Source organism: Arthrobacter globiformis (assembly GCF_046536215.2).
Lineage (GTDB): Bacteria > Actinomycetota > Actinomycetes > Actinomycetales > Micrococcaceae > Arthrobacter > Arthrobacter globiformis_E.
In genome coordinates this window covers 3354575-3374263 of record NZ_CM143421.1, presented here as the reverse complement: position 1 = coordinate 3374263, position 19689 = coordinate 3354575, and the positions used below count along the sequence as shown (strand labels likewise).

1 protein-coding gene and 9 rRNA genes are annotated in these 19689 nt (G+C 56.9%); all 10 read right to left on the bottom strand.

The features are described 5' to 3' along the window. Window positions 1-35: 35 nt before the first annotated feature. Complete coding sequence (locus R5O87_RS15170; protein WP_003803320.1) at window positions 36-320, bottom strand: HU family DNA-binding protein; 285 nt, start codon at window positions 318-320, stop codon at window positions 36-38. A 331-nt stretch (window positions 321-651) separates the two neighbouring features. Further along, window positions 652-768 (bottom strand): 5S ribosomal RNA (gene rrf, locus R5O87_RS15165). A 160-nt stretch (window positions 769-928) separates the two neighbouring features. After that, window positions 929-4050: ribosomal RNA gene (locus R5O87_RS15160) — 23S ribosomal RNA — on the bottom strand. Between the two features lie 524 nt (window positions 4051-4574). Next, window positions 4575-6100 (bottom strand): 16S ribosomal RNA (locus R5O87_RS15155). 1133 nt (window positions 6101-7233) lie between these two features. After that, window positions 7234-7350, bottom strand: a 5S ribosomal RNA gene (rrf, locus tag R5O87_RS15150). A 160-nt stretch (window positions 7351-7510) separates the two neighbouring features. After that, window positions 7511-10636 (bottom strand): 23S ribosomal RNA (locus R5O87_RS15145). A 524-nt stretch (window positions 10637-11160) separates the two neighbouring features. After that, window positions 11161-12685: ribosomal RNA gene (locus tag R5O87_RS15140) — 16S ribosomal RNA — on the bottom strand. A 1133-nt stretch (window positions 12686-13818) separates the two neighbouring features. Beyond that, window positions 13819-13935, bottom strand: a 5S ribosomal RNA gene (gene rrf, locus R5O87_RS15135). 161 nt (window positions 13936-14096) lie between these two features. After that, a 23S ribosomal RNA gene (locus R5O87_RS15130) occupies window positions 14097-17222 on the bottom strand. A 525-nt stretch (window positions 17223-17747) separates the two neighbouring features. After that, a 16S ribosomal RNA gene (locus R5O87_RS15125) occupies window positions 17748-19272 on the bottom strand. The 16S, 23S and 5S rRNA genes sit together here, the layout of an rRNA operon. Window positions 19273-19689 lie beyond the last annotated feature (417 nt).

Genomic DNA, 19689 nt, shown 5'->3' with positions numbered 1-19689 from the left:
CGCACGGGGTGCCGCTCCTCTGGGCTGGGTAAAGACTACTTCTTGGAGACAGCGGCCTTCAGCTTGGAGCCAGCGGTCAGCTTGACGCTGTGGCCTGCGGCGATCTGGATGGTCTCGCCGGTCTGCGGGTTGCGGCCAGTGCGGGCTGCACGGTCGGTGCGCTCAACTGCGAGCCAGCCCGGGATGGTGATCTTCTCGCCGGCGGCGACAGAAGATTCGAAAACCTCGAACAGTGCATCGAGCACGGAGTTGACGGCTGCCTGGCTGGTGCCGGCCTTGCCTGCTACCTCGGAAACAAGTTCACTACGGTTCTTAGCCATGTATGTCCTCCTGGACGCTTTTGATTCTGGATCCTGCATGCGGCGTGCGTGCAAGCCACTGTTCGAAAACTTACCAGCTTGCACCCCTGAGGGGGACAAATTCCGCGTGTTTCCGCGACTTTTTGACCTAAATCACCGGTATTTCGAGGATTTCCAGTCGAATGGGGCCTCCATCAGGGTTCCTCGCTGGCCATTGGCGCCTGATGGTTGACGAGACACCGGTCCCTGGCTGCTGCGGCCCCGCCCCGGATGACTTATGCCAGGTCAGCTTAAATGCGGGAGAGCCCCGACCGTGTGGTTGGGGCTCTCGACCGTTTTTTCTCTAATGGTTGTCCGGCGGTGACCTACTCTCCCACACCCTCCCGGGTGCAGTACCATCGGCGCTGTGGGTCTTAGCTTCCGGGTTCGGAATGGGACCGGGCGTTTCCCCCACGCTATGACCGCCGTAACCCTTGCTCCCGGCACCGTGGGGCGATGGGCCCTGGTGTGGGAAATCTGTGGTGTTACAACTGTGGTGTTGTATTCAGTTATCTTGGTTCCCGTGAAACCCGTGGGCGGGTTTGTTGGTTGGGAACCACATAGTGGACGCAAGCATGCATTGATTCTTGTGTGGTGTAAGTTGTTGGCCTATTAGTACCGGTCAGCTTCACGAGTCGTTAGTCCTCGCTTCCACATCCGGCCTATCAACCCAGTGGTCTGGCTGGGGGCCTCTCACACACAAGGTGTATGGAAATCTCATCTCGAAGCGAGCTTCCCGCTTAGATGCTTTCAGCGGTTATCCCATCCGAACGTAGCTAATCAGCGGTGCACTTGGCAGTACAACTGACACACCAGAGGTTCGTCCGTCCCGGTCCTCTCGTACTAAGGACAGCCCTTCTCAAATTTCCTGCGCGCGCAGCGGATAGGGACCGAACTGTCTCACGACGTTCTAAACCCAGCTCGCGTACCGCTTTAATGGGCGAACAGCCCAACCCTTGGGACCTACTCCAGCCCCAGGATGCGACGAGCCGACATCGAGGTGCCAAACCATGCCGTCGATATGGACTCTTGGGCAAGATCAGCCTGTTATCCCCGAGGTACCTTTTATCCGTTGAGCGACGGCCATTCCACAATGTACCGCCGGATCACTAGTCCCGACTTTCGTCCCTGCTCGAGATGTCTCTCTCACAGTCAAGCTCCCTTGTGCACTTACACTCGACACCTGATTGCCAACCAGGCTGAGGGAACCTTTGGGCGCCTCCGTTACTTTTTAGGAGGCAACCGCCCCAGTTAAACTACCCATCAGGCACTGTCCCTGACCCGGATTACGGGCCGAAGTTAGATGTCCAAAGTGACCAGAGTGGTATTTCAACGATGACTCCACCCGAACTGGCGTCCGGGCTTCAACGTCTCCCACCTATCCTACACAAGCCACTCCGAACACCAATACCAAACTATAGTAAAGGTCTCGGGGTCTTTCCGTCCTGCTGCGCGTAACGAGCATCTTTACTCGTACTGCAATTTCGCCGAGTTTATGGTTGAGACAGCGGGGAAGTCGTTACTCCATTCGTGCAGGTCGGAACTTACCCGACAAGGAATTTCGCTACCTTAGGATGGTTATAGTTACCACCGCCGTTTACTGGGGCTTAAATTCCAGCTTCGCCGTGAGGCTAACCGGTCCTCTTAACCTTCCAGCACCGGGCAGGAGTCAGTCCGTATACATCGTCTTGCGACTTCGCACGGACCTGTGTTTTAGTAAACAGTCGCTTCCCCCTGGTCTCTGCGGCCCCGATCCCCTCCCACCAGCAAGTGGTGTTCAAGGTTGGGCCCCCTTCTCCCGAAGTTACGGGGGCATTTTGCCGAGTTCCTAACCATAATTCTCTCGATCGCCTTAGTATTCTCTACCTGATCACCTGTGTCGGTTTGGGGTACGGGCGGCTAAAACCTCGCGCCGATGCTTTTCTAGGCAGCATAGGATCACCGAATCCCCCCTTTACGGGAGTCCCGTCAGATCTCAGGCACATGAACAGCGGATTTGCCTACCGTTCGCCCTACATCCTTGGACCGGGACAACCATCGCCCGGCTCGGCTACCTTCCTGCGTCACACCTGTTAATACGCTTGCCTCCCAGGATCAGGTCCCGCGCTCCACCAAAACCCTTCACCCACAAGGGGCGTCGGGCAGGTTTCGGGCGGTTAGTATCCCCTGTTCAACATGGGCGGTTTTTCGCCGGTACGGGAATATCAACCCGTTGTCCATCGACTACGCCTGTCGGCCTCGCCTTAGGTCCCGACTTACCCAGGGCAGATTAGCTTGACCCTGGAACCCTTGATCATCCGGCGGACGGGTTTCTCACCCGTCTTTCGCTACTCATGCCTGCATTCTCACTCGTGTAGGCTCCACCGCTGGTTTACACCGCGACTTCACCGCCCACACGACGCTCCCCTACCCATCCACACTCCTGAACCACAAAGGCTTGGAAAATATGTGAATGCCACAACTTCGGCGGTGTACTTGAGCCCCGCTACATTGTCGGCGCGGAATCACTTGACCAGTGAGCTATTACGCACTCTTTAAGGATGGCTGCTTCTAAGCCAACCTCCTGGTTGTCTTCGCAACTCCACATCCTTTCCCACTTAGCACACGCTTAGGGGCCTTAGTTGGTGGTCTGGGCTGTTTCCCTCTCGACTATGAAGCTTATCCCCCACAGTCTCACTGCTGCGCTCTCACTTACCGGCATTCGGAGTTTGGCTGACGTCAGTAACCTTGTAGGGCCCATTAGCCATCCAGTAGCTCTACCTCCGGAAAGAAACACGCAACGCTGCACCTAAATGCATTTCGGGGAGAACCAGCTATCACGAAGTTTGATTGGCCTTTCACCCCTACCCACAGCTCATCCCCTCCATTTTCAACTGAAGTGGGTTCGGTCCTCCACGACGTCTTACCGTCGCTTCAACCTGGCCATGGGTAGATCACTTCGCTTCGGGTCTAGATCACGCCACTGCAACGCCCTGTTCAGACTCGCTTTCGCTACGGCTTCCCCACACGGGTTAACCTCGCGACGTAACACTAACTCGCAGGCTCATTCTTCAAAAGGCACGCCGTCACAACTACAAGGCTGCTCCGACGGATTGTAAGCACACGGTTTCAGGTACTGTTTCACTCCCCTCCCGGGGTACTTTTCACCTTTCCCTCACGGTACTGGTCCGCTATCGGTCATTAGGGAGTATTTAGGCTTATCAGGTGGTCCTGACAGATTCACACGGGATTTCTCGGGCCCCGTGCTACTTGGGATACTCATCAAAGGCGGCGCACAGCATTACGGTTACGGGGCTCACACCCTCTACGGCCGGCCTTTCAAGACCGTTCACCTATACCAGCACTCACACCTCCCCGGTCCGGCAGAACCAGGACAACAAGTCCCACAACCCCGCCCATGCAACGCCCGCCGGCTATCACACATGGAAACGGTTTAGCCTGATCCGCGTTCGCTCGCCACTACTAACGGAATCACTGTTGTTTTCTCTTCCTGCGGGTACTGAGATGTTTCACTTCCCCGCGTTCCCTCCACGCACCCTATGTGTTCAGATGCGGGTCACCAGATCACTCGCGCGTCTGGCGGGGTTTCCCCATTCGGACACCCTGGGATCACAGTCCGGTTATCGACTCCCCCAGGCTTATCGCAGATTCCTACGTCCTTCTTCGGCTCCTAATGCCAAGGCATCCACCGTGTGCTCTTAAAACTTGACCACAAAAGATCAAAAACATTTTCTCGAGAGAACCACAGAAACCAACCACACCAACAACACCCCAAAGGGCACCACCAGCGCAGCCAGATCCAGGTTCAAATATCTTGGAAATTGCTTCTTATAAAAGATGCTCGCGTCCACTATGTAGTTCTCAAACAACAACCCCGTACCACACACCCCACACACCCCGCGCCAACAGCGCAGACAACCGTGTGATCGGTGCAGCCAGGAAACCAGAAACAAACGTCCCGGAAAAGAGTTACCCTCCCCGGTCCTGTTGCCTCAGGACCCAACAGTGTGCCAAACACTAAACCACGCAACCCCCGCCCCCGCCGTTCCAGGACAGACCCCCCAAAGGGAACCCGACCGTACTGAACCAGGACAAAAACCACGCAGCCGCTATCCGTTGATATTCCACCCATGAGCACCCGCCACAAAACATCCGTTTGTGCTGCGGGCCTTTACTCCTGACAACACCCACCCCCGGCACATACGTCCAGGAAACAGTGTTGTAGGTGCTCCTTAGAAAGGAGGTGATCCAGCCGCACCTTCCGGTACGGCTACCTTGTTACGACTTAGTCCCAATCGCCAGTCCCACCTTCGACGGCTCCCTCCCACAAGGGGTTAGGCCACCGGCTTCGGGTGTTACCAACTTTCGTGACTTGACGGGCGGTGTGTACAAGGCCCGGGAACGTATTCACCGCAGCGTTGCTGATCTGCGATTACTAGCGACTCCGACTTCATGGGGTCGAGTTGCAGACCCCAATCCGAACTGAGACCGGCTTTTTGGGATTAGCTCCACCTCACAGTATCGCAACCCTTTGTACCGGCCATTGTAGCATGCGTGAAGCCCAAGACATAAGGGGCATGATGATTTGACGTCGTCCCCACCTTCCTCCGAGTTGACCCCGGCAGTCTCCCATGAGTCCCCACCACTACGTGCTGGCAACATGGAACGAGGGTTGCGCTCGTTGCGGGACTTAACCCAACATCTCACGACACGAGCTGACGACAACCATGCACCACCTGTGAACCGGCCCCAAAAGGAGAAACCACATTTCTGCGGCGGTCCGGTCCATGTCAAGCCTTGGTAAGGTTCTTCGCGTTGCATCGAATTAATCCGCATGCTCCGCCGCTTGTGCGGGCCCCCGTCAATTCCTTTGAGTTTTAGCCTTGCGGCCGTACTCCCCAGGCGGGGCACTTAATGCGTTAGCTACGGCGCGGAAAACGTGGAATGTCCCCCACACCTAGTGCCCAACGTTTACGGCATGGACTACCAGGGTATCTAATCCTGTTCGCTCCCCATGCTTTCGCTCCTCAGCGTCAGTTAATGCCCAGAGACCTGCCTTCGCCATCGGTGTTCCTCCTGATATCTGCGCATTTCACCGCTACACCAGGAATTCCAGTCTCCCCTACATCACTCTAGTCTGCCCGTACCCACCGCAGATCCGGAGTTGAGCCCCGGACTTTCACGGCAGACGCGACAAACCGCCTACGAGCTCTTTACGCCCAATAATTCCGGATAACGCTTGCGCCCTACGTATTACCGCGGCTGCTGGCACGTAGTTAGCCGGCGCTTCTTCTGCAGGTACCGTCACTTTCGCTTCTTCCCTACTGAAAGAGGTTTACAACCCGAAGGCCGTCATCCCTCACGCGGCGTCGCTGCATCAGGCTTCCGCCCATTGTGCAATATTCCCCACTGCTGCCTCCCGTAGGAGTCTGGGCCGTGTCTCAGTCCCAGTGTGGCCGGTCACCCTCTCAGGCCGGCTACCCGTCGTCGCCTTGGTGAGCCATTACCTCACCAACAAGCTGATAGGCCGCGAGTCCATCCAAAACCACAAAAGCTTTCCACCCCCCACCATGCGATGAGGAGTCATATCCGGTATTAGACCCAGTTTCCCAGGCTTATCCCAGAGTCAAGGGCAGGTTACTCACGTGTTACTCACCCGTTCGCCACTAATCCCCGGCGCAAGCACCGGATCATCGTTCGACTTGCATGTGTTAAGCACGCCGCCAGCGTTCATCCTGAGCCAGGATCAAACTCTCCGTTGAAAACAAACAGACACAACCAGGCCCCACGGAAATAACGCGGAACCAGGCTGCACAAAATTTGAAACCAGCCAAAAACACCAGACCACACCACGGGGGTGACATGGCCCGGCAATTCAACCAATTCATAAAAAATCGGTATCAACAAACTTTGGCACACTATTGAGTTCTCAAACAACAGACACACCCGGCACCACCCAAACCAAACATTCAGGATCGCTCCGGAGCAACTTTTCAAAGTTACCCGGTTTCCCTTCCCGACGCAAATCCGTGTTTCAGGATTCTCATCGGCAGGAAAACCAGCCCCACCACGCTCAAGCGACCGAAAGAGTCGCTGGATTTTGGTCTTGATTTTGGGGGTTTGGCCGCCCGCGGTTACCAGCTCTTCGCTGTCTCCCTCGCGGCGACTTGGAAAACATTACACCCACCCCGCCCCTACCGCAACCCGGCCAAAAACGCGCAGAACGCGCGGCGTAGCCCTTGAATTGCCGGGGTTTTTGGGACGTACACGGCGGTCAACGGCGCCGCCCAGGGCCCGGATCAGTTTTATGGACCGCGTCACAGTCGGGCCGGCCCGCGCGGACCGGCCCCTGTCCGCCCCCACGCACCGGGAGTCCCCCGGTGCAACCGCACCTCCCGGCTGCCGGCCCGATGCCGGCGGCCGGCACCATGTCCCCGCAAAACCCAGCCTCCACAAACCACACCCACAAACCACAGGCGCGATACGTCCGGGAAGCTGCTGTGGTGAAGTTCCTCACCGAAACACCCGGGACCGGCGCGGGACCAAAACACCTGGGGTCACGGGCAGGAACAGCCGCCGCCACCCGGCCCGGCCTGGAGTGCGGCGCAGGACATGGGGGACGAAGGATCTGCAGAACGGGATCCGCGGTACCACCGGCCCAGCTGCCGGCACGGCCGGTTGCTGGCGCCACAGCCGCTTATTCGCGCCGCGGCCGGAAGTGGCGCCCCGGCGGGCAGTTACCTGCCCGAGCCGGAAACGTCCGGCGGGCACGGCCCTTAAACGGGCTCGGGCCCCGACGCGGATGTCGGGGCCCGAGGCCGGTGAAGGAGGGTTTAAATGCGGGAGAGCCCCGACCGTGTGGTTGGGGCTCTCGACCGTTTTTTCTCTAATGGTTGTCCGGCGGTGACCTACTCTCCCACACCCTCCCGGGTGCAGTACCATCGGCGCTGTGGGTCTTAGCTTCCGGGTTCGGAATGGGACCGGGCGTTTCCCCCACGCTATGACCGCCGTAACCCTTGCTCCCGGCACCGTGGGGCGATGGGCCCTGGTGTGGGAAATCTGTGGTGTTACAACTGTGGTGTTGTATTCAGTTATCTTGGTTCCCGTGAAACCCGTGGGCGGGTTTGTTGGTTGGGAACCACATAGTGGACGCAAGCATGCATTGATTCTTGTGTGGTGTAAGTTGTTGGCCTATTAGTACCGGTCAGCTTCACGAGTCGTTAGTCCTCGCTTCCACATCCGGCCTATCAACCCAGTGGTCTGGCTGGGGGCCTCTCACACACAAGGTGTATGGAAATCTCATCTCGAAGCGAGCTTCCCGCTTAGATGCTTTCAGCGGTTATCCCATCCGAACGTAGCTAATCAGCGGTGCACTTGGCAGTACAACTGACACACCAGAGGTTCGTCCGTCCCGGTCCTCTCGTACTAAGGACAGCCCTTCTCAAATTTCCTGCGCGCGCAGCGGATAGGGACCGAACTGTCTCACGACGTTCTAAACCCAGCTCGCGTACCGCTTTAATGGGCGAACAGCCCAACCCTTGGGACCTACTCCAGCCCCAGGATGCGACGAGCCGACATCGAGGTGCCAAACCATGCCGTCGATATGGACTCTTGGGCAAGATCAGCCTGTTATCCCCGAGGTACCTTTTATCCGTTGAGCGACGGCCATTCCACAATGTACCGCCGGATCACTAGTCCCGACTTTCGTCCCTGCTCGAGATGTCTCTCTCACAGTCAAGCTCCCTTGTGCACTTACACTCGACACCTGATTGCCAACCAGGCTGAGGGAACCTTTGGGCGCCTCCGTTACTTTTTAGGAGGCAACCGCCCCAGTTAAACTACCCATCAGGCACTGTCCCTGACCCGGATTACGGGCCGAAGTTAGATGTCCAAAGTGACCAGAGTGGTATTTCAACGATGACTCCACCCGAACTGGCGTCCGGGCTTCAACGTCTCCCACCTATCCTACACAAGCCACTCCGAACACCAATACCAAACTATAGTAAAGGTCTCGGGTCTTTCCGTCCTGCTGCGCGTAACGAGCATCTTTACTCGTACTGCAATTTCGCCGAGTTTATGGTTGAGACAGCGGGGAAGTCGTTACTCCATTCGTGCAGGTCGGAACTTACCCGACAAGGAATTTCGCTACCTTAGGATGGTTATAGTTACCACCGCCGTTTACTGGGGCTTGAAATTCTCAGCTTCGCCGTGAGGCTAACCGGTCCTGTTAACCTTCCAGCACCGGGCAGGAGTCAGTCCGTATACATCGTCTTGCGACTTCGCACGGACCTGTGTTTTTAGTAAACAGTCGCTTCCCCTGGTCTCTGCGGCCCCGATCCCCTCCCACCAGCAAGTGGTGTTCAAGGTTGGGGCCCCCCTTCTCCCGAAGTTACGGGGGCATTTTGCCGAGTTCCTTAACCATAATTCTCTCGATCGCCTTAGTATTCTCTACCTGATCACCTGTGTCGGTTTGGGGTACGGGCGGCTAAAACCTCGCGCCGATGCTTTTCTAGGCAGCATAGGATCACCGAATCCCCCCTTTACGGGAGTCCCGTCAGATCTCAGGCACATGAACAGCGGATTTGCCTACCGTTCGCCCTACATCCTTGGACCGGGACAACCATCGCCCGGCTCGGCTACCTTCCTGCGTCACACCTGTTAATACGCTTGCCTCCCAGGATCAGGTCCCGCGCTCCACCAAAACCCTTCACCCACAAGGGGCGTCGGGCAGGTTTCGGGCGGTTAGTATCCCCTGTTCAACATGGGCGGTTTTTCGCCGGTACGGGAATATCAACCCGTTGTCCATCGACTACGCCTGTCGGCCTCGCCTTAGGTCCCGACTTACCCAGGGCAGATTAGCTTGACCCTGGAACCCTTGATCATCCGGCGGACGGGTTTCTCACCCGTCTTTCGCTACTCATGCCTGCATTCTCACTCGTGTAGGCTCCACCGCTGGTTTACACCGCGACTTCACCGCCCACACGACGCTCCCCTACCCATCCACACTCCTGAACCACAAAGGCTTGGAAAATATGTGAATGCCACAACTTCGGCGGTGTACTTGAGCCCCGCTACATTGTCGGCGCGGAATCACTTGACCAGTGAGCTATTACGCACTCTTTTAAGGATGGCTGCTTCTAAGCCAACCTCCTGGTTGTCTTCGCAACTCCACATCCTTTCCCACTTAGCACACGCTTAGGGGCCTTAGTTGGTGGTCTGGGCTGTTTCCCTCTCGACTATGAAGCTTATCCCCCACAGTCTCACTGCTGCGCTCTCACTTACCGGCATTCGGAGTTTGGCTGACGTCAGTAACCTTGTAGGCCCATTAGCCATCCAGTAGCTCTACCTCCGGAAAGAAACACGCAACGCTGCACCTAAATGCATTTCGGGGAGAACCAGCTATCACGAAGTTTGATTGGCCTTTCACCCCTACCCACAGCTCATCCCCTCCATTTTCAACTGAAGTGGGTTCGGTCCTCCACGACGTCTTACCGTCGCTTCAACCTGGCCATGGGTAGATCACTTCGCTTCGGGTCTAGATCACGCCACTGCAACGCCCTGTTCAGACTCGCTTTCGCTACGGCTTCCCCACACGGGTTAACCTCGCGACGTAACACTAACTCGCAGGCTCATTCTTCAAAAGGCACGCCGTCACAACTACAAGGCTGCTCCGACGGATTGTAAGCACACGGTTTCAGGTACTGTTTCACTCCCCTCCCGGGGTACTTTTCACCTTTCCCTCACGGTACTGGTCCGCTATCGGTCATTAGGGAGTATTTAGGCTTATCAGGTGGTCCTGACAGATTCACACGGGATTTCTCGGGCCCCGTGCTACTTGGGATACTCATCAAAGGCGGCGCACAGCATTACGGTTACGGGGCTCACACCCTCTACGGCCGGCCTTTCAAGACCGTTCACCTATACCAGCACTCACACCTCCCCGGTCCGGCAGAACCAGGACAACAAGTCCCACAACCCCGCCCATGCAACGCCCGCCGGCTATCACACATGGAAACGGTTTAGCCTGATCCGCGTTCGCTCGCCACTACTAACGGAATCACTGTTGTTTTCTCTTCCTGCGGGTACTGAGATGTTTCACTTCCCCGCGTTCCCTCCACGCACCCTATGTGTTCAGATGCGGGTCACCAGATCACTCGCGCGTCTGGCGGGGTTTCCCCATTCGGACACCCTGGGATCACAGTCCGGTTATCGACTCCCCCAGGCTTATCGCAGATTCCTACGTCCTTCTTCGGCTCCTAATGCCAAGGCATCCACCGTGTGCTCTTAAAACTTGACCACAAAAGATCAAAAACATTTTCTCGAGAGAACCACAGAAACCAACCACACCAACAACACCCCAAAGGGCACCACCAGCGCAGCCAGATCCAGGTTCAAATATCTTGGAAATTGCTTCTTATAAAAGATGCTCGCGTCCACTATGTAGTTCTCAAACAACAACCCCGTACCACACACCCCACACACCCCGCGCCAACAGCGCAGACAACCGTGTGATCGGTGCAGCCAGGAAACCAGAAACAAACGTCCCGGAAAAGAGTTACCCTCCCCGGTCCTGTTGCCTCAGGACCCAACAGTGTGCCAAACACTAAACCACGCAACCCCCGCCCCCGCCGTTCCAGGACAGACCCCCCAAAGGGAACCCGACCGTACTGAACCAGGACAAAAACCACGCAGCCGCTATCCGTTGATATTCCACCCATGAGCACCCGCCACAAAACATCCGTTTGTGCTGCGGGCCTTTACTCCTGACAACACCCACCCCCGGCACATACGTCCAGGAAACAGTGTTGTAGGTGCTCCTTAGAAAGGAGGTGATCCAGCCGCACCTTCCGGTACGGCTACCTTGTTACGACTTAGTCCCAATCGCCAGTCCCACCTTCGACGGCTCCCTCCCACAAGGGGTTAGGCCACCGGCTTCGGGTGTTACCAACTTTCGTGACTTGACGGGCGGTGTGTACAAGGCCCGGGAACGTATTCACCGCAGCGTTGCTGATCTGCGATTACTAGCGACTCCGACTTCATGGGGTCGAGTTGCAGACCCCAATCCGAACTGAGACCGGCTTTTTGGGATTAGCTCCACCTCACAGTATCGCAACCCTTTGTACCGGCCATTGTAGCATGCGTGAAGCCCAAGACATAAGGGGCATGATGATTTGACGTCGTCCCCACCTTCCTCCGAGTTGACCCCGGCAGTCTCCCATGAGTCCCCACCACTACGTGCTGGCAACATGGAACGAGGGTTGCGCTCGTTGCGGGACTTAACCCAACATCTCACGACACGAGCTGACGACAACCATGCACCACCTGTGAACCGGCCCCGAAAGGAGAAACCACATTTCTGCGGCGGTCCGGTCCATGTCAAGCCTTGGTAAGGTTCTTCGCGTTGCATCGAATTAATCCGCATGCTCCGCCGCTTGTGCGGGCCCCCGTCAATTCCTTTGAGTTTTAGCCTTGCGGCCGTACTCCCCAGGCGGGGCACTTAATGCGTTAGCTACGGCGCGGAAAACGTGGAATGTCCCCCACACCTAGTGCCCAACGTTTACGGCATGGACTACCAGGGTATCTAATCCTGTTCGCTCCCCATGCTTTCGCTCCTCAGCGTCAGTTAATGCCCAGAGACCTGCCTTCGCCATCGGTGTTCCTCCTGATATCTGCGCATTTCACCGCTACACCAGGAATTCCAGTCTCCCCTACATCACTCTAGTCTGCCCGTACCCACCGCAGATCCGGAGTTGAGCCCCGGACTTTCACGGCAGACGCGACAAACCGCCTACGAGCTCTTTACGCCCAATAATTCCGGATAACGCTTGCGCCCTACGTATTACCGCGGCTGCTGGCACGTAGTTAGCCGGCGCTTCTTCTGCAGGTACCGTCACTTTCGCTTCTTCCCTACTGAAAGAGGTTTACAACCCGAAGGCCGTCATCCCTCACGCGGCGTCGCTGCATCAGGCTTCCGCCCATTGTGCAATATTCCCCACTGCTGCCTCCCGTAGGAGTCTGGGCCGTGTCTCAGTCCCAGTGTGGCCGGTCACCCTCTCAGGCCGGCTACCCGTCGTCGCCTTGGTGAGCCATTACCTCACCAACAAGCTGATAGGCCGCGAGTCCATCCAAAACCACAAAAGCTTTCCACCCCCACCATGCGATGAGGAGTCATATCCGGTATTAGACCCAGTTTCCCAGGCTTATCCCAGAGTCAAGGGCAGGTTACTCACGTGTTACTCACCCGTTCGCCACTAATCCCCGGCGCAAGCACCGGATCATCGTTCGACTTGCATGTGTTAAGCACGCCGCCAGCGTTCATCCTGAGCCAGGATCAAACTCTCCGTTGAAAACAAACAGACACAACCAGGCCCCACGGAAATAACGCGGAACCAGGCTGCACAAAATTTGAAACCAGCCAAAAACACCAGACCACACCACGGGGGTGACATGGCCCGGCAATTCAACCAATTCATAAAAAATCGGTATCAACAAACTTTGGCACACTATTGAGTTCTCAAACAACAGACACACCCGGCACCACCCAAACCAAACATTCAGGATCGCTCCGGAGCAACTTTTCAAAGTTACCCGGTTTCCCTTCCCGACGCAAATCCGTGTTTCAGGATTCTCATCGGCAGGAAAACCAGCCCCACCACGCTCAAGCGACCGAAAGAGTCGCTGGATTTTGGTCTTGATTTTGGGGGTTTGGCCGCCCGCGGTTACCAGCTCTTCGCTGTCTCCCTCGCGGCGACTTGGAAAACATTACACCCACCCCGCCCCTACCGCAACCCGGCCAAAAACGCGCAGAACGCGCGGCGTAGCCCTTGAATTGCCGGGGTTTTTGGGACGTACACGGCGGTCAACGGCGCCGCCCAGGGCCCGGATCAGTTTTATGGACCGCGTCACAGTCGGGCCGGCCCGCGCGGACCGGCCCCTGTCCGCCCCCACGCACCGGGAGTCCCCCGGTGCAACCGCACCTCCCGGCTGCCGGCCCGATGCCGGCGGCCGGCACCATGTCCCCGCAAAACCCAGCCTCCACAAACCACACCCACAAACCACAGGCGCGATACGTCCGGGAAGCTGCTGTGGTGAAGTTCCTCACCGAAACACCCGGGACCGGCGCGGGACCAAAACACCTGGGGTCACGGGCAGGAACAGCCGCCGCCACCCGGCCCGGCCTGGAGTGCGGCGCAGGACATGGGGGACGAAGGATCTGCAGAACGGGATCCGCGGTACCACCGGCCCAGCTGCCGGCACGGCCGGTTGCTGGCGCCACAGCCGCTTATTCGCGCCGCGGCCGGAAGTGGCGCCCCGGCGGGCAGTTACCTGCCCGAGCCGGAAACGTCCGGCGGGCACGGCCCTTAAACGGGCTCGGGCCCCGACGCGGATGTCGGGGCCCGAGGCCGGTGAAGGAGGGTTTAAATGCGGGAGAGCCCCGACCGTGTGGTTGGGGCTCTCGACCGTTTTTTCTCTAATGGTTGTCCGGCGGTGACCTACTCTCCCACACCCTCCCGGGTGCAGTACCATCGGCGCTGTGGGTCTTAGCTTCCGGGTTCGGAATGGGACCGGGCGTTTCCCCCACGCTATGACCGCCGTAACCCTTGCTCCCGGCACCGTGGGGCGATGGGCCCTGGTGTGGGAAATCTGTGGTGTTACAACTGTGGTGTTGTATTCAGTTATCTTGGTTCCCGTGAAACCCGTGGGCGGGTTTGTTGGTTGGGAACCACATAGTGGACGCAAGCATGCATTGATTCTTGTGTGGTGTAAGTTGTTGGCCTATTAGTACCGGTCAGCTTCACGAGTCGTTAGTCCTCGCTTCCACATCCGGCCTATCAACCCAGTGGTCTGGCTGGGGGCCTCTCACACACAAGGTGTATGGAAATCTCATCTCGAAGCGAGCTTCCCGCTTAGATGCTTTCAGCGGTTATCCCATCCGAACGTAGCTAATCAGCGGTGCACTTGGCAGTACAACTGACACACCAGAGGTTCGTCCGTCCCGGTCCTCTCGTACTAAGGACAGCCCTTCTCAAATTTCCTGCGCGCGCAGCGGATAGGGACCGAACTGTCTCACGACGTTCTAAACCCAGCTCGCGTACCGCTTTAATGGGCGAACAGCCCAACCCTTGGGACCTACTCCAGCCCCAGGATGCGACGAGCCGACATCGAGGTGCCAAACCATGCCGTCGATATGGACTCTTGGGCAAGATCAGCCTGTTATCCCCGAGGTACCTTTTATCCGTTGAGCGACGGCCATTCCACAATGTACCGCCGGATCACTAGTCCCGACTTTCGTCCCTGCTCGAGATGTCTCTCTCACAGTCAAGCTCCCTTGTGCACTTACACTCGACACCTGATTGCCAACCAGGCTGAGGGAACCTTTGGGCGCCTCCGTTACTTTTTAGGAGGCAACCGCCCCAGTTAAACTACCCATCAGGCACTGTCCCTGACCCGGATTACGGGCCGAAGTTAGATGTCCAAAGTGACCAGAGTGGTATTTCAACGATGACTCCACCCGAACTGGCGTCCGGGCTTCAACGTCTCCCACCTATCCTACACAAGCCACTCCGAACACCAATACCAAACTATAGTAAAGGTCTCGGGGTCTTTCCGTCCTGCTGCGCGTAACGAGCATCTTTACTCGTACTGCAATTTCGCCGAGTTTATGGTTGAGACAGCGGGGAAGTCGTTACTCCATTCGTGCAGGTCGGAACTTACCCGACAAGGAATTTCGCTACCTTAGGATGGTTATAGTTACCACCGCCGTTTACTGGGGCTTAAATTCTCAGCTTCGCCGTGAGGCTAACCGGTCCTCTTAACCTTCCAGCACCGGGCAGGAGTCAGTCCGTATACATCGTCTTGCGACTTCGCACGGACCTGTGTTTTTAGTAAACAGTCGCTTCCCCTGGTCTCTGCGGCCCCGATCCCCTCCCACCAGCAAGTGGTGTTCAAGGTTGGGGCCCCCCTTCTCCCGAAGTTACGGGGGCATTTTGCCGAGTTCCTTAACCATAATTCTCTCGATCGCCTTAGTATTCTCTACCTGATCACCTGTGTCGGTTTGGGGTACGGGCGGCTAAAACCTCGCGCCGATGCTTTTCTAGGCAGCATCAGGATCACCGAATCCCCCCTTTACGGGAGTCCCGTCAGATCTCAGGCACATGAACAGCGGATTTGCCTACCGTTCGCCCTACATCCTTGGACCGGGACAACCATCGCCCGGCTCGGCTACCTTCCTGCGTCACACCTGTTAATACGCTTGCCTCCCAGGATCAGGTCCCGCGCTCCACCAAAACCCTTCACCCACAAGGGGCGTCGGGCAGGTTTCGGGCGGTTAGTATCCCCTGTTCAACATGGGCGGTTTTTCGCCGGTACGGGAATATCAACCCGTTGTCCATCGACTACGCCTGTCGGCCTCGCCTTAGGTCCCGACTTACCCAGGGCAGATTAGCTTGACCCTGGAACCCTTGATCATCCGGCGGACGGGTTTCTCACCCGTCTTTCGCTACTCATGCCTGCATTCTCACTCGTGTAGGCTCCACCGCTGGTTTACACCGCGACTTCACCGCCCACACGACGCTCCCCTACCCATCCACACTCCTGAACCACAAAGGCTTGGAAAATATGTGAATGCCACAACTTCGGCGGTGTACTTGAGCCCCGCTACATTGTCGGCGCGGAATCACTTGACCAGTGAGCTATTACGCACTCTTTTAAGGATGGCTGCTTCTAAGCCAACCTCCTGGTTGTCTTCGCAACTCCACATCCTTTCCCACTTAGCACACGCTTAGGGGCCTTAGTTGGTGGTCTGGGCTGTTTCCCTCTCGACTATGAAGCTTATCCCCCACAGTCTCACTGCTGCGCTCTCACTTACCGGCATTCGGAGTTTGGCTGACGTCAGTAACCTTGTAGGGCCCATTAGCCATCCAGTAGCTCTACCTCCGGAAAGAAACACGCAACGCTGCACCTAAATGCATTTCGGGGAGAACCAGCTATCACGAAGTTTGATTGGCCTTTCACCCCTACCCACAGCTCATCCCCTCCATTTTCAACTGAAGTGGGTTCGGTCCTCCACGACGTCTTACCGTCGCTTCAACCTGGCCATGGGTAGATCACTTCGCTTCGGGTCTAGATCACGCCACTGCAACGCCCTGTTCAGACTCGCTTTCGCTACGGCTTCCCCACACGGGTTAACCTCGCGACGTAACACTAACTCGCAGGCTCATTCTTCAAAAGGCACGCCGTCACAACTACAAGGCTGCTCCGACGGATTGTAAGCACACGGTTTCAGGTACTGTTTCACTCCCCTCCCGGGTACTTTTCACCTTTCCCTCACGGTACTGGTCCGCTATCGGTCATTAGGGAGTATTTAGGCTTATCAGGTGGTCCTGACAGATTCACACGGGATTTCTCGGGCCCCGTGCTACTTGGGATACTCATCAAAGGCGGCGCACAGCATTACGGTTACGGGGCTCACACCCTCTACGGCCGGCCTTTCAAGACCGTTCACCTATACCAGCACTCACACCTCCCCGGTCCGGCAGAACCAGGACAACAAGTCCCACAACCCCGCCCATGCAACGCCCGCCGGCTATCACACATGGAAACGGTTTAGCCTGATCCGCGTTCGCTCGCCACTACTAACGGAATCACTGTTGTTTTCTCTTCCTGCGGGTACTGAGATGTTTCACTTCCCCGCGTTCCCTCCACGCACCCTATGTGTTCAGATGCGGGTCACCAGATCACTCGCGCGTCTGGCGGGGTTTCCCCATTCGGACACCCTGGGATCACAGTCCGGTTATCGACTCCCCCAGGCTTATCGCAGATTCCTACGTCCTTCTTCGGCTCCTAATGCCAAGGCATCCACCGTGTGCTCTTAAAAACTTGACCACAAAAGATCAAAAACATTTTCTCGAGAGAACCACAGAAACCAACCACACCAACAACACCCCAAAGGGCACCACCAGCGCAGCCAGATCCAGGTTCAAATATCTTGGAAATTGCTTCTTATAAAAGATGCTCGCGTCCACTATGTAGTTCTCAAACAACAACCCCGTACCACACACCCCACACACCCCGCGCCAACAGCGCAGACAACCGTGTGATCGGTGCAGCCAGGAAACCAGAAACAAACGTCCCGGAAAAGAGTTACCCTCCCCGGTCCTGTTGCCTCAGGACCCAACAGTGTGCCAAACACTAAACCACGCAACCCCCGCCCCCGCCGTTCCAGGACAGACCCCCCAAAGGGAACCCGACCGTACTGAACCAGGACAAAAACCACGCAGCCGCTATCCGTTGATATTCCACCCATGAGCACCCGCCACAAAACATCCGTTTGTGCTGCGGGCCTTTACTCCTGACAACACCCACCCCCGGCACATACGTCCAGGAAACAGTGTTGTAGGTGCTCCTTAGAAAGGAGGTGATCCAGCCGCACCTTCCGGTACGGCTACCTTGTTACGACTTAGTCCCAATCGCCAGTCCCACCTTCGACGGCTCCCTCCCACAAGGGGTTAGGCCACCGGCTTCGGGTGTTACCAACTTTCGTGACTTGACGGGCGGTGTGTACAAGGCCCGGGAACGTATTCACCGCAGCGTTGCTGATCTGCGATTACTAGCGACTCCGACTTCATGGGGTCGAGTTGCAGACCCCAATCCGAACTGAGACCGGCTTTTTGGGATTAGCTCCACCTCACAGTATCGCAACCCTTTGTACCGGCCATTGTAGCATGCGTGAAGCCCAAGACATAAGGGGCATGATGATTTGACGTCGTCCCCACCTTCCTCCGAGTTGACCCCGGCAGTCTCCCATGAGTCCCCACCACTACGTGCTGGCAACATGGAACGAGGGTTGCGCTCGTTGCGGGACTTAACCCAACATCTCACGACACGAGCTGACGACAACCATGCACCACCTGTGAACCGGCCCCAAAAGGAGAAACCACATTTCTGCGGCGGTCCGGTCCATGTCAAGCCTTGGTAAGGTTCTTCGCGTTGCATCGAATTAATCCGCATGCTCCGCCGCTTGTGCGGGCCCCCGTCAATTCCTTTGAGTTTTAGCCTTGCGGCCGTACTCCCCAGGCGGGGCACTTAATGCGTTAGCTACGGCGCGGAAAACGTGGAATGTCCCCCACACCTAGTGCCCAACGTTTACGGCATGGACTACCAGGGTATCTAATCCTGTTCGCTCCCCATGCTTTCGCTCCTCAGCGTCAGTTAATGCCCAGAGACCTGCCTTCGCCATCGGTGTTCCTCCTGATATCTGCGCATTTCACCGCTACACCAGGAATTCCAGTCTCCCCTACATCACTCTAGTCTGCCCGTACCCACCGCAGATCCGGAGTTGAGCCCCGGACTTTCACGGCAGACGCGACAAACCGCCTACGAGCTCTTTACGCCCAATAATTCCGGATAACGCTTGCGCCCTACGTATTACCGCGGCTGCTGGCACGTAGTTAGCCGGCGCTTCTTCTGCAGGTACCGTCACTTTCGCTTCTTCCCTACTGAAAGAGGTTTACAACCCGAAGGCCGTCATCCCTCACGCGGCGTCGCTGCATCAGGCTTCCGCCCATTGTGCAATATTCCCCACTGCTGCCTCCCGTAGGAGTCTGGGCCGTGTCTCAGTCCCAGTGTGGCCGGTCACCCTCTCAGGCCGGCTACCCGTCGTCGCCTTGGTGAGCCATTACCTCACCAACAAGCTGATAGGCCGCGAGTCCATCCAAAACCACAAAAGCTTTCCACCCCCACCATGCGATGAGGAGTCATATCCGGTATTAGACCCAGTTTCCCAGGCTTATCCCAGAGTCAAGGGCAGGTTACTCACGTGTTACTCACCCGTTCGCCACTAATCCCCGGCGCAAGCACCGGATCATCGTTCGACTTGCATGTGTTAAGCACGCCGCCAGCGTTCATCCTGAGCCAGGATCAAACTCTCCGTTGAAAACAAACAGACACAACCAGGCCCCACGGAAATAACGCGGAACCAGGCTGCACAAAATTTGAAACCAGCCAAAAACACCAGACCACACCACGGGGGTGACATGGCCCGGCAATTCAACCAATTCATAAAAAAATCGGTATCAACAAACTTGGCACACTATTGAGTTCTCAAACAACAGACACACCCGGCACCACCCAAACCAAACATTCAGGATCGCTCCGGAGCAACTTTTCAAACTTACCTGACCCGGCGAAGCTTTGCAAATCAGCGTTACCGCGGATTTCCGCTTGCAGGAAGGTCCCCAACCCGTCCACAGCACACCGCTAAGCGCACCATTTTCCAGGCCATTTGAAAGGGGGTCGGTCGCTATCTTTCCGCTTCAGCGGCGGCGACTCGAAGAACATTACACGGCCCCGA